Below are 12,492 nucleotides of genomic sequence, written 5' to 3'. Positions count from 1 at the left end.
CAGGAGGCACCGTGGAACAGGAACTGCCCGGCGGTGCGAGGCTGATCGTGGGGGTGGACGAGTCCCCGGCCTCGCGCTGGGCGCTTGCCTGGGCCATCGGTGCGGCCAGGCTGCACCGGATGGCCCTGATCGCCGTACACGTCAGTCGCGCGCCCGTCCACCCATTCCCCGAGGCTCTGCCCGTCCAGCACGCGCTCCGAGCCGGCGAGGAGGCGCGCTGCGGCGAGGTGATCGCCGGCGTGTTCGACGACGTCGCGGGCGGCGTGCCCGACGACATCAGGACGGCGGTGATCGGCCGGGTCGGTGATCCCGGCTACCACCTCGTCGACCTGGCCCGCGAGGGCGACCTGCTGGTGCTGGGGCGGAGCCGGCGCGGGCTGCTCAGCCGCATCTTCCTGCCCTCGACCAGCATGTACTGCGCCCGCCACGCGCGGACCACGGTCGTGATCGTGCAGCAGCCGGCGCCGCCCGACGACCCCGAGCTGTCAGGGGAGCGGGCCCGCCGGTTCTGGAGCCGTCGCCATCCTTAGGCGGCGCAGCCCCTCGGGGATGTCGTCCCTGGTGATGCCGCCGTAGCCGAGGACCACGCCGGGCTGGGCCGGGGTCTCACCGCAGTATGCCTCCAGCGGCTCCACGGCCAGATCCGGCACGGCACGTACCTCTACATCCGGGGCGAGCCGGGCACACAGGTGCAGGCCCGCGGTGGACGGGACCACTCGCAGCCGCTCGTCGCCCGCCAGCGTTTCGGCGATCATGGCGTGCCTGGCGGCGTACTCGCGGGTCGCCTTCCTGATGTGCCTGGACAGGAGCCCCTCGTCGATGAAGCGGGCAAGAGCGGCCTGCGCGGGCACGTCGCTGTGCCAGTCGGACAGCTGCTTGGCGGCGCGCAGCGCCGGGGCCAGCGAGGCCGGGGCGACGAGGAAGCCGAGCCTGAGCATGGGGAGCAGGGTCTTGGAGAAGGAGCCCACGTAGATGACGCGGCCGGCGCGGTCGAGGCTCTGGAGGGGTTCGAGCGGGCGCTCGCCGAAGCGGAACTCGCTGTCGTAGTCGTCCTCGATCACCACCGCCCTGCGGCGCTCGGCCCAGGCCAGCAGGGCGGCGCGGCGGGCCAGCGACATGGGCGTGCCGAGGGGGAACTGGTGCGACGGGGTGACGTACACGACGCGGGCGGCGCCGGGGATGGCCGAGACGTCGATGCCCTCCGCGTCCACCGGCACCCCGGCCACGCGGGCGCCGAGCGAGCGGAACAGCAGGCGGGCGGGCGGATAGCCGGGCTCCTCGACGGCCACGCAGGCGCCCGGCTCGATCAGGACGCGGCCGATGAGGTCGAGCGCCTGCTGGGCGCCGTTCGTGATCAGCACGTCGTCGGGGCCGGCGTGGACCGAGCGGCTGATTCCTATATGACGTGAAATAGCCTCTCTCAGCGGCTCGTATCCGGATGGACTGCTGTACCCGGCGGCGCTCACCCGCAGCTCGCGAGCCACCAGCCGGCGCCACGCCTCCATGGGGAACAGGCACGGGTCCGGCATGCCGACGCGGAAGTCGTACCGGGCGCCCCGCATGGCCTGCGGGGCCTCGATCCCCTGCCAGAACGCCCTCGGCCGCACCACGCCCTTCGGGGCCGCCCTGCCGCGCACCGGCGCCCCCGACACGAAGGTGCCCGCCCCCGCCCGCCCCACCAGGAAGCCGTCGGAGACCAGGCGGTCGTAGGCCACGGCGACCGTGTTCCTGGAGATCTCCAGCCTGCGTGCCAGCTCCCTGGTCGGGGGCAGCCGCTCGCCCGATCTGAGCCGTCCGTCGAGGATGGCGTCGAGCAGTTGCCGGTAGACCTGTGCGGCCAGGTCACCACGGCCTTCAAGGCTGATGTGAACGTCCAACTTGGCCCAATCACTTTGCCGGAAATTGGAGCTTATATCAGGACATTGGGGGCTCGAAGATGAGGGTATGGCACCCCGGCGCACCCTGGCTCAGGCCCAGCTCGCGAACTCCATCGGCGACGGCGTCTACCTCGTCACCTCAGCGTTCTACTTCGCCAGGATCGTCGGCCTGTCGGCCACCGAGATCGGCCTCGGCCTCACGCTCGGCTGGGCCGTCGGCATGGTGGCCGGCGTGCCGCTCGGCCACCTGGCCGACCGGCGCGGGCCGCGCGGCGTCGCGGTCCTGCTCGCGCTCACGACCGCCGCGGCGGTCGCCTCGTTCCTCTTCGTCCGCTCGTTCGCACTCTTCGTGCTGGTGGCGTGCCTGTACGGGACGGCGCAGACGGGCCTGTCGGCCGCTCGCCAGGCCCTGCTCGCCGGGCTGATCGCCCCCGCGGAGCGCACGGTCGTGCGGGCGGTCCTGCAGTCCACGCTCAACGGCGGCCTGGCCGTCGGCGCCGCCCTGGGCGGGCTCGCCCTGCACCTCGGCACGCGGCCGGCTTATCTGGCGGTGTTGGCGCTGGACGCCCTGAGCTTCCTGATCGCCGCCGGGCTGCTGCTCAAGCTGCCTCCCGTACGGGTCCCGCCGGCCGCGCCCGGCCCCCGGCTGGCGGTGCTCAGAGACCGGCCGTACGCGTTGATCACGCTGATCAACGCGGTGATGCTCTTCTACATGCCGCTGCTCAGCCTGGTCGTGCCGCTCTGGATCGCCTCACGTACGAGTGCGCCCACCTGGATGGTCTCGGTCCTGCTGCTGCTCAACACCGTCGCCGTGCTGCTCTTCCAGGTGCGGGTGGCCCGGCGCGTGAAGGGGCTGCCGTCCGCCGCCCGGGCGGTGCGCTACGCGGGCCTGGTGATGTTCGCGGCATGCGCGGTGTTCGCGCTGAGCCCGTACGGGTGGCTGTTCCTGCTCGTGGCGGCCGGCCTGCAGGTCCTCAGCGAGATGCTGCTGGCCTCCGGGTCCTGGGAGATCAGCTTCGGGCTCGCCCCCGACCACAGGCAGGGCCAGTACCAGGGCTTCTTCGGCACCGGCGTGGCCGTGGCCAGGATGCTCGGGCCCGTCGTGCTCACCACGCTGGTGCTCGGCGGCGGCACGCTCGGCTGGCTGCTGCTCGGCGCGGCGTTCGCGGTGGCCGGCGCCGCGATGGCGCCGGCCGTCAGATGGGGGCAGCGCTCACTTGAAGCGGCGCAGCCGCAGGCTGTTGCTCACCACGAACACGCTTGAGAACGCCATCGCCGCACCCGCGATCATCGGGTTGAGCAACCCCAGCGCGGCCAGCGGCAACGCGGCCACGTTGTAGGCGAACGCCCAGAACAGATTCCCCTTGATGGTCTTCAGCGTGCGGCGCGACAGCCGCAGCGCGTCAGCGGCCACCCGCAGATCACCCCGCACCAACGTCAGATCCGAAGCCTCGATCGCCGCGTCCGTACCGGTACCCATCGCCAACCCCAGATCAGCCTGCGCCAGCGCGGCGGCGTCGTTGACCCCGTCACCCACCATGGCCACCACCCGACCCCCGGCCTGCAGCCTCTTGACCACCTCGACCTTGTCGGCGGGCAACACCTCGGCGATCACCTCATCGATGCCCACCTCGGCCGCCACCGTCCGGGCCACCGCCTCGTTGTCCCCGGTCAACAGCACCGGCCGCAGACCGAGCCCCCGCAGCTGCTCGATCGCCTCCTTGCTGGTGGCCTTGATGACATCGGCCACCACCAGGACGGCCCGCGCCTTGCCATCCCAGCCGACCGCCACCGCCGTCCGGCCCTTGGCCTGCTCGGTTTCCAGCGCATCTCGAAGGCTGTCCGGCAGGTGCTGCGACCACTCCGCCAGCAGCTGAGGGCGGCCGACCAGCACCGCGTGACCGTCCACGATCCCCTGCACGCCCAGCCCCTCGACGTTGGCGAAATCCTCCACGCTCGCCTCCGACCGGGCCGCGCGGGCGACGGCCTGGGCGATCGGGTGCTCCGAGGCATGCTCCAGCGCACCCGCCAGCGCGAGGACCTCCTCACGGGTCTCCCCCTCGGCCAGATGCACCGCCACCAGCGTCATCTTGCCCTCGGTGACCGTGCCGGTCTTGTCCAGCACCACGGTGTCGACCTTACGCGTGGACTCCAGCACCTCCGGACCCTTGATCAAAATGCCCAGCTGGGCGCCCCGCCCGGTACCCACCAGCAACGCGGTCGGCGTGGCCAGCCCCAACGCGCACGGGCACGCGATGATCAACACCGCCACCGCCGCCGTGAACGCCGCCGCCACCCCGTCCCCACTGCCCAGCCAGAACCCCAGCGTCCCGACCGCGAGCGCGATCACGATCGGCACGAAGATCCCCGAAATCCGGTCGGCCAGCCGCTGCACCGCCGCCTTGCCGGTCTGCGCCTCCTCCACCAGCCTGGCCATCTGCGCCAGCTGCGTATCCGCGCCCACCCGGATGGCCCGGACGACCAACCGGCCACCCGCGTTCACCGTCGCCCCGGTCACCGCGTCCCCCGGCCGCACCTCCACCGGCACCGACTCCCCGGTCAGCATCGAGGCGTCCACCGCCGAGCTACCTTCGACGATCACGCCGTCGGTGGCGATCTTCTCACCAGGCCGCACCACGAACGTGTCACCCACCTCGAGCTGCCCGGTGGGGACACGCCGGCCATCGGCCAGCTCCACCTCCTTGGCACCCAGCTCCAGCAACGCCCGCAACGCCGCCCCCGCCCGCCGCTTGGAACGGGACTCGAAATACCGGCCGGCCAGAATGAACGCCGTCACCGCCGCCGCGGTCTCCAGATAGATGTTGCCCGACCCGTCACTGCGCTCGATCGTGAAGACGAACGGATGCGTCATCCCCGGCGTGCCCGCGCTGCCGAAGAACAACGCCCACACCGACCAGCCGAAAGCCGCCAGCGTACCGACCGAGATCAGCGTGTCCATCGTCGCCGCGCCGTGCCGCAGGTTGGTCCAGGCCGCCTTGTGGAACGGCCAGCCCGCGTACACCACCACCGGCGCCGCCAGCACCAGCGACAACCACTGCCAGTTCGTGAACTGCAACACCGGCACCATCGCCATCGCCACCACCGGCACACTCAGCACCACCGCGGTGATCAGGCGCTGGCGCAGCGGCCGCAACTCGTCCGGGGGCGCCTCGCTGCGGGCCGGGGGAGCCGGCAGCGCGGCGGAGTAGCCCGCCTTCTCCACCTCGCTGATCAGGTCCTTCGGGTCCACGCCTTCGGGGAAGGTGACCTTCGCCTTCTCCGTCGCGTAGTTCACGGTCGCGCTCACGCCCTCGAGTTTGTTCAGCTTGCGCTCGATCCGGTTGGCGCACGACGCGCACGTCATGCCACCGATCGACAGCTCGACGGATCTGTCCTGGGCCAGGGAAGTCATCACCCCTCCTTTTCCTGATTCAGTGCCCGTGACCGCTGGTGCCCGGGTGGGCCTGCCCGGCGCCGGTCGCCCGGGCGGTGAAGTCCGCGGTACGGACCTTGCCGTCATGCTGGAAGTCCAGGAACAACCGGTAATCACCGCCGCTGGGCACTTCGGCGTAGAAGGTGATCTCCGGCCCCGCCTTGACGCTCTCCTCCGGGTGCACGTGCAGGTAGGCCAGGTCACCGGCCCGCAACGCCACCAGATGCCCGTACGCCCCCAGATACGGCTGGAGATCGGTCACCGGTTCGCCGTCCTTGCTCACGCTCAGCGTCAGCTTGCTCGCCTGCCCCGGCACCAGGTCGCCCTGCAGGGACACTGTGTACCCGTCCACCGTCGCCGTACGAGTCACCTGGGCAAGGGGCTGTGGCGCGTAATCCCCCGCCACCAGCAGATCCGCACCCAGCGTCAGGCTACCGCCACCCACAGGGGCGAAGTCCGCGAACGCCCGGTACGCGCCCGGATTCGCCAGCGTCAGCCGCACCGACCACACCCCGTCCCCGTCCTGGACCGGGTGCAGGTGCTGGAAGCTCGCCAGATCCCGCGGCACCACGATGAAATGCAGCTTCTTGTCGTGCTGAACCTGGTAATCGGTCACCGGCTTGCCGTCGGGGCCCGTCACCGTGAAGCGGAAATCGGTCGGCTCGCCGGCCTTCGCGGTGGTCAACGGGTTCAGGGTGTAGCCGTTCTCGGACACTTGAAGCCCCCTAGGGGTATCGACCTTCGTCTGTTCGTGGTTGCCTTCCGGGGCCATCGCGGCGTGGTCCTCGACCTGCGCCGGGGCCGCCGTCGGGCCGGCCACCTGGCCCACGCCCAGGGCGCCGCCGAAAACGACGGTCAGCCCCAGGACGTAGGCGCCGAGCTTGGCGGCGGCGTTCATGCCCGGCCCGCCAGCTCGTATCCGGCCTCCTCGACCGCGGCGGCGATCTCCGCCTGGTCCACCGGGCCTTCGCTTTCGATCGTCAGCAGGCCGCCGGCCAGATCCACCTCCACGGAGGTGACCCCGGCGACCCCGCTGACCTCTTCCTTCACCGAGCTCACGCAGTGGCCACAGGTCATGCCCTTGACGCTGTAAGTGGCGGCGATGCTCATGACGTCTCCTCTTTTACAGTCTAACACCCTACCCCCCTAGGGTATCTAGAAGGGTTTTTGAAGCTTCAGCTGACAGGTACGGCCGGCCTGCGCATGAGAGCGGCCGTGAGCGCCGCGCCCAGGACGGCCACCACCGCGGCGCCCGTGAAGGCGACCTGGAAGCCGAGCTGCTCCTGGGAGGTGGCCAGCGCGGTCATGACGGCCAGGCCGAGTGCGGAGCCGACCTGGTAGGTCGTGTTGACGATGCCCGAGGCGAGCCCGGCCTCCTCCGGACGGGCGCCCGACATGGCCGACATCATTGCCGGGATGTACGCCAGGGACATACCGACCGCCGCGACCAGGCTCGCGGGGAGCACGTTCGTGGCGAACTCGCCGGTGAACCCGAGCGCGGCCACCCCGGCCGCCAGCACCGCCAGCCCGACCACGATGAGCGGCTTGGCCCCGAACCTGCCCAGCAGCCTGGCGGTGATGCCGATCATGAAGATCATGATCGCCACGGTCATCGGCAGCAGCGCCGCGCCGCTGGCGAACGCGCCGTACCCGAGGACCTGCTGCAGGTAGAGGTTGAGGAAGTACCACATGGGGATCCAGGCCGCGCCGAGCAGGGCCATGGCCAGGTTGGCGGTGGCCAGGCCGGGCGTGCGCCAGATGGCCAGGGGCATGAGCGGCTCTCTGACCGTACGCTGCACGACCAGGAACAGGGCGAGCAGCGCCGCGCCACCGAGTCCGGCCGGCCAGTTCGCGGCGACGATGGCGTACACGACGAGCGCGATGCCCGCGGTGACGGACACGGCGCCGACGAGGTCGACGGATCCGCGCTTCCCGCGCACGGCGGGCAGCAACCCGGTGGCCGCCAGGGTGGCCAGGCCGATCGGGACGTAGATGATGAAGACCCAGGGCCAGCTCAGATATTCGGTGATCACGCCACCGAGGAACACGCCCGCGGTGCCACCCGCCGGGGCGGCGGCGCCGTACAGTGCCATGGCCTTGCCCAGTTCGCGGGCGTTGTGGCCGAAGAGCATCATGAGCAGCGCCATGGCGGCGGGCGCGATCAGCGCCCCGCCGATGCCCTGCACGGCACGCCCGGCCACCTCGACCCAGGCGGTGGTGGCCGCGGCGGCGACCACGGATCCGGCGATCAGGACCGCCCACCCCGTGACGAACACCCTGCGTGCCCCGAACAGGTCGGCCAGCCGCCCGCCGAGCAGCAACAGCCCGCCGAAGGCGACCACGTAGGCGTTGAACACCCACTGCAGTCCGCCGTCGGAGAAGCCTAAGTCGCGCTGCATGTCGGGGAGCGCGACGCCGATGATGGAGGTATCCATGATCACCATGAACTGTGCCGCCGCGAGCACGAGGAGCGCCCACCAGCGTCTTTCGTCAGCCATGACGTGACCCCTTCCTTCCTTGCTACCCCTAGGGGGTATCCCTGGGAACGGCCAGGAACGTAACACACCCCCTAGGGGTATGTCCAGTTCGAAGTCATGCGCACCCGGGCGCGATATTTGGCATGATCGAGCTGTTGCCTGACGGGTGGCCCCCTGAGTGGAGGGGGATGGACACGGAGAGGAATCCGAGATGTCGTGGGGGATGGGGTTAACGCGCCTCACCTGGGGCTGACCACTCGTTCTCCGCACATTCCGCGCATCTGGTCTGTGCGCAACACAGGGAGCGCAGCCATCCCTTGCTAGGCTGCATGTCAACCGTTGGGTCTCACCCCGGCAGGTGAGGCCGTCGAAGAAGTGGGGTCACACCGTGAAGAAGCTGCTCGTTCTGGCGCTGATCGCCCTTGGGGGGTTGCTGATCTGGCGTAAGGTGCAGGCCGACCGCGCCGAGCTCGATCTCTGGACCGAGGCGACCGGCAGCGAGAACTAACCGACCGGCGAGGCGATGAGTGACGTCGTCCCCATCAAGCTGGTGTGCCTGGACCTGGCAGGCACCACAGTCGGTGACATCGCCATGGTCGAGCGCGCCTTTGCCGAGGCGATCGCGACCCAGGGCATAGTGCCCGGGACCGGAGCGTACGCGCGTGCCATGGTTCACGTGCACCGGTCCCGGGGCTGTCCCAAGATCGATGTCTTCCGTGGGATCTTCCCCGGAAACGAGGCCCAGGCGCAAGCGGCGAACCTGACGTTCGAGCGCTCCTACGAGGGCACTCTTGAGCGGGCGGGTCTCGTCCCCATGCCCGGAGTTCTGGAGGTCCTCGACAAACTCCGCGGCACCGGCATCAAACTCGCCCTGATCACCGGCTTCAGCCGCACCACCCTGAGCCGCATCCTGAGCGTCCTCGGCTGGCACGACAAGATCGACCTCGCCATCTCCCCCGAAGACGCCGGCGGCCGCGGCCGCCCCTGGCCCGACATGGTCCTGCACTCGGTGCTGCGCCTGGGGGTGGAGGACGTCCGCCAGGTGGCCGTCATCGGCGACTCCGAAAACGACATGCTCTGCGGCACGCGCGCGGGGGCGTCGATCGTGGCGGGGGTGATGACCGGGGTCCACAGCCGGGAGCGCCTTCTGAAGGGCGGCGCGACCCACATCCTTGACTCGATCGCCGACTTCCCCAGTTTGGTACTGAGCGATGACCTTGGTACGACGCAGGTAGCTTCGTCCGCCCGGTAAGCTATCTTCGTCGAAGGGGCCTTAGCTCAGTTGGCAGAGCGCCTGCTTTGCAAGCAGGAAGTCAGGAGTTCGAATCTCCTAGGCTCCACCTGGGAAGACTCTCCCTCGCCGATCACTGTGAGGCGAGGGAGAGTGACAAACTGCGTGACTACCGCGTCCGGTGGTCACGCATCTGTCGCCTGTGGTGACCGCCGTCCTGAAGCGATCGTCCTCCGCGAGCCGCTCATCGTCCCCATGGTCGCGTGCTCGATGGCCTAGCCATGCACGTGTAGTGCAGCAAGCGAACAACCTCCTACCTGGGTGATGGGTATGTCAGCTTGGGAAGTGCCCTGATCGGGGCTTTGCCCCCGCTCAGAAGTTGGACTCTGGGTCGCCACTGCTCACCGAAGCTGACCGCGGCGGATCGCACGCTGGTCGCACACGGTTGGCACTCCTGCGCCGGATCGGCTCCCGGGGCGATGGTGAAGGGCGGCCGGCTTTCGCCCGGTGTCCTTGGCCGGGCCGGGAGCGAGGGGCCCGTACGCTGGCCCGGCGGGTCGCGCAGGTTCCTCCCTGCCCGCAAGTGTCCGACCTGGGTCCCCTCGCTTCGGGACCCGGCGCGGCCAAGGTGGGTAAAGCAGGTCGCCCGGCTCCGACCTCGACTGCTTCGTCCCGAAGCCACATCACCGGAGCGTCGACCTGACTCAGCAGGAGGTGGTCGTCTCGGCTATGCAGGAATCGGTGCCCGGCCCGCCGTTAGCGGTGTCGGTGCCCGGCCCGCCCAGGATCCGGTCGTTGCCGGCTTCGCCGTCGAGGGTGTCGTTGCCGTCGTCGCCGCTGATGTCGTCGTCGCCGTTGCCGCCGAAGACGGTGTCGTTGCCGGCACCGGCGGTGACCCGGTCGTTGCCCGCGAAGGAGAGGATGACGTCGTCGCCGCCCAGCGCGGCGATACGGTCGGCGAACGGTGACCCGCAGATGACATCGGCGCCCGAGGTGCCGATGATGGTCTGCCCCGAGGTGGCGGTGCGCCGGTCGATGGTGCAACCCGGTCCGTTTTGGAGCGTTCCGTCGACACTGTTGGTGTTGAAGAAGCCGCTGCCGGTCTTTGCCGGGTTGTTGGTGAGGACCAGGCCTGTTTTCCCGTTTAGCGCGCGGGTTGCGCCCTGCGCCGACGCCACGTCGTCGTGAAGCAAGATCCGGTCGGAGAAGAGGTACGCGTCGTCGTGTGGCCCCAAGATCTGCGAGCGAACCGACTGAGCCGGGACGGGAGCACCGCGGAAGTCGTAGCTTGCGCTCTGCGTCGCGCTCATCTCTGCTTGGTCCATGAGCGCGTAGCCCTGGTAGGAGAACTTGGCGGTGGAAAGCGAGGTCCCCGGCGGCGTATGCACGTTCAACGAGAGCGTGCATTCCTTATCCGAAGCATCACCACCAGGTTCGATGAGCGTCTCGTATGAGCTGAATGTAACGGTGAACGACTTCCCGTCGGGGCTGATCGCCGCCTCCCATGTCCCGGGCGGGCACCCGTTTCCGTTCGCACTGACGCTCGATATGTATGCCTCGGCCGGGTTGGGGACAGAGGATGCCGCGACGGCGGGCGTCATGACTGCTGCGGCGAGGACGGCGGCGGCAAGTGTACCTGCGGCCAGCTTGGGGAGTGTGTTGCGCATAATGAATGGCATAGGGCATTCCTTTCCGTGGTAAGCGTTCCTAGCGAGAACGTCAGATAATTTCCTGAGGCTCGTTGACCTGTGTCAGATCGAGCTCGTGAATGGTGTCGCGGTAGCTCGGATGCCGGATCTGTTCCTTTTTCCTATCCGCCCGCACCGCTGCGATAGTGCGACAAAGGAGATACCCCAGCGTCAAGCATGAAAGACGCACGTACGCTTATAAGCGGGCAAATAATCAGCAAGGAGCGAAAAGAGGGAGTGTCCTTGATGCCTGAATACCCGAAGATGCGATGCCGCACGGCAAAACGAAGGGTTCCGAGGGCCGCCGAATTGTTTCGGAGCCGGATCTATGAGGCCCCTCCAAGATCGCAAAGGGAGGGTGAGAGGGGAGACCGCGGGCAGGGGCGCTACCCCTCCCCAATCAGTTGATCATTGCAATCCCCCCTTTACGATCTTGCCCCATGGATCCAGCGCCACCGCAACAACTCGTCAACCCCCTGCAGCCACAGACAGGAGGACACAAACATCGCCAAACTATCCCCCTGTCTACGATGTCTCCTCTATGCGCCGGAGTAACTGAAGCGCCGTTGTCCGCCCCTCACGAGCAGCCTCTTGTTGCTTCAACGAATCTCGAGCAGCCTCTTCGGGCGTCGATGACGCATGCCCATTTCGCCCAAATGTCGCAATTGTGACCATAAGAGCTGAAATTAGACTGAGTAAACTGCGCTCTATCTGACAGCGGGATGGATCGAGTAACGCTGTCATGCGCCCATCGCCGTACAGCAGAGAAGTACAGCAACGTCGACGTACAGCAGCGCACGTCGACAACCACCACCTGCTGCTTGACCAGGATGAACACCTCTCAGCGTCGCACCTGGCCCCCATTTGCAAGCAGGAAGTCAGGAGTTCGAATCTCCTAGGCTCCACTCATATGAAAGCCCAGGTCAATGGCCTGGGCTTTCGATCTTTCTGGGGGCTGGTTTTGGGGCCGTGCCCGTTACGTGCCCGATGGCTTCTTGGCCAGTGCGCCGCGGGCGAGGGTGTCAAGCTTGCGCGCCACTTCGCGCTGGCGCTCGTCGGTGGAGTGCTGGTAGATGAGCGCTGCCCGGGTGCTGGAGTGCCCCATGCGGGTCATCAGCTCCCGGGTGGACGCGCCGCCCGTGCTGGCGGCCAGGGTGTTGCCGGTGTGCCGCAGATCGTGGAAGTGCAGGCCCGTGAGCCCCATCTCCTTGAGTGCATATGCCCACTTCGCGGCACGCCGGAAGTTGCTCCCGCGCAGGAACCCGCCGTTCTTGCCGAGGAACACGAACGCGTCCTCTTCGGGACCTACGTAGGACGCAAGATGTTCGCTGAGGGTGGAGATGATCGCGGCAGCGATGCCGACCGTACGGCGGCCGGCCTTGGACTTGACCGGGCACAGACGCATCTCACCGCCGTCCAGTTCGATGAGCTGTTCGCGGACCCGGACCGTGCGCGCCGCCAGGTCGAGGTCATGCCGTCGAAGTGCGATCACCTCGCCCCACCGCAGGCTTGCGAACGTGGCCAGCAGGATCAGCGCTCGAAACCGCCTGTCCGCCATCCGGTCGGCAAGCTCGAACACCTGAGACACCGTGATCACGGGACGCTCGGGTGTGTGTTGTTGTCGGCGCCCTTGATCCTGCACGGGTTACGGCTGATCAACTTGTCCTCTTCTGCGCGGTCATCAAAATGGCCCGCAGGAACCGGTGCGCCTTGGCAACCGTCGAGACCGACGCGCCCTGCTCCAGGCGTTCGGCCCACCGTGCGCGGATCATCTGTGTTGTGATCT

At 68.4% G+C, this 12,492-nt stretch carries 11 protein-coding genes and 1 tRNA gene; 5 read left to right on the top strand and 7 right to left on the bottom strand.

Features of this window, described 5'->3' with window-relative positions:
• Positions 1–11 precede the first annotated feature (11 nt).
• The gene (locus ACFKCF_RS17210; protein ID WP_394494663.1) at positions 12–530 is read left to right on the top strand and encodes a universal stress protein; all 519 of its coding nucleotides are present in this window, start codon (positions 12–14) and stop codon (positions 528–530) included.
• On the opposite strand, the gene ACFKCF_RS17205 is transcribed toward ACFKCF_RS17210, so the two are convergent.
• Positions 486–1,877 carry a PLP-dependent aminotransferase family protein gene (locus ACFKCF_RS17205; protein ID WP_394494661.1) on the bottom strand — a complete coding sequence of 464 codons (1,392 nt, stop codon included), beginning with the start codon at positions 1,875–1,877 and terminating at the stop codon, positions 486–488. The two genes, ACFKCF_RS17210 and ACFKCF_RS17205, sit on opposite strands and share 45 nt — an antisense overlap.
• Before the next feature lie 67 nt (positions 1,878–1,944).
• On the opposite strand from ACFKCF_RS17205, the gene ACFKCF_RS17200 reads away from it, so the two are divergent.
• Positions 1,945–3,141, top strand: a complete 1,197-nt coding sequence (locus ACFKCF_RS17200) for an MFS transporter (protein ID WP_394494659.1) — start codon at positions 1,945–1,947, stop codon at positions 3,139–3,141.
• Here ACFKCF_RS17200 and ACFKCF_RS17195 read toward each other — a convergent pair.
• The 4 genes from ACFKCF_RS17195 to ACFKCF_RS17180 all read right to left on the bottom strand — a co-directional run bounded on the left by ACFKCF_RS17195 (position 3,091) and on the right by ACFKCF_RS17180 (position 7,808).
• Positions 3,091–5,289: a heavy metal translocating P-type ATPase gene (locus ACFKCF_RS17195; protein ID WP_394494657.1), complete on the bottom strand. Its 2,199-nt coding sequence runs from the start codon at positions 5,287–5,289 to the stop codon at positions 3,091–3,093. The genes ACFKCF_RS17200 and ACFKCF_RS17195 overlap by 51 nt on opposite strands.
• A gap of 19 nt (positions 5,290–5,308) precedes the next feature.
• Positions 5,309–6,208 carry a hypothetical protein gene (locus ACFKCF_RS17190; protein WP_394494655.1) on the bottom strand — a complete coding sequence of 300 codons (900 nt, stop codon included), beginning with the start codon at positions 6,206–6,208 and terminating at the stop codon, positions 5,309–5,311.
• Positions 6,205–6,420, bottom strand: a complete 216-nt coding sequence (locus tag ACFKCF_RS17185; protein WP_394494653.1) for a heavy-metal-associated domain-containing protein — start codon at positions 6,418–6,420, stop codon at positions 6,205–6,207. Before ACFKCF_RS17185 ends, ACFKCF_RS17190 begins: the two co-directional genes overlap by 4 nt.
• Before the next feature lie 65 nt (positions 6,421–6,485).
• The gene (locus tag ACFKCF_RS17180) at positions 6,486–7,808 is read right to left on the bottom strand and encodes an MFS transporter (protein ID WP_394494651.1); all 1,323 of its coding nucleotides are present in this window, start codon (positions 7,806–7,808) and stop codon (positions 6,486–6,488) included.
• 367 nt (positions 7,809–8,175) lie between these two features.
• Between ACFKCF_RS17180 and ACFKCF_RS17175 the strand changes: the two genes are divergently transcribed.
• The 3 genes from ACFKCF_RS17175 (at position 8,176) to ACFKCF_RS17165 (ending at position 9,127) form a co-directional block, all read left to right on the top strand.
• Positions 8,176–8,295 carry a DLW-39 family protein gene (locus ACFKCF_RS17175; RefSeq protein WP_020542320.1) on the top strand — a complete coding sequence of 40 codons (120 nt, stop codon included), beginning with the start codon at positions 8,176–8,178 and terminating at the stop codon, positions 8,293–8,295.
• Positions 8,296–8,337: 42 nt separating this feature from the next.
• Complete coding sequence (locus tag ACFKCF_RS17170; RefSeq protein WP_394494649.1) at positions 8,338–9,039, top strand: HAD family hydrolase; 702 nt, start codon at positions 8,338–8,340, stop codon at positions 9,037–9,039.
• A gap of 15 nt (positions 9,040–9,054) precedes the next feature.
• A tRNA-Ala gene (locus ACFKCF_RS17165) sits at positions 9,055–9,127 on the top strand.
• A 595-nt stretch (positions 9,128–9,722) separates the two neighbouring features.
• Here ACFKCF_RS17165 and ACFKCF_RS17160 read toward each other — a convergent pair.
• Together ACFKCF_RS17160 and ACFKCF_RS17155 are read right to left on the bottom strand one after the other, a co-directional pair.
• Positions 9,723–10,685, bottom strand: coding sequence for a DUF4360 domain-containing protein (locus ACFKCF_RS17160; protein WP_394494647.1), 963 nt, complete (start codon positions 10,683–10,685; stop codon positions 9,723–9,725).
• 997 nt (positions 10,686–11,682) lie between these two features.
• Positions 11,683–12,285 (bottom strand): tyrosine-type recombinase/integrase, encoded by a 603-nt coding sequence (locus ACFKCF_RS17155; RefSeq protein WP_394494645.1) that lies wholly within the window; start codon positions 12,283–12,285, stop codon positions 11,683–11,685.
• Positions 12,286–12,492: the final 207 nt, after the last annotated feature.

The organism is Nonomuraea sp. JJY05 (assembly GCF_043496855.1).
In the GTDB taxonomy this organism is placed as follows: domain Bacteria; phylum Actinomycetota; class Actinomycetes; order Streptosporangiales; family Streptosporangiaceae; genus Nonomuraea.
The sequence above is the reverse complement of the archived record's forward strand: the minus strand, read 5'-3'. Positions and strand labels throughout refer to the sequence as shown.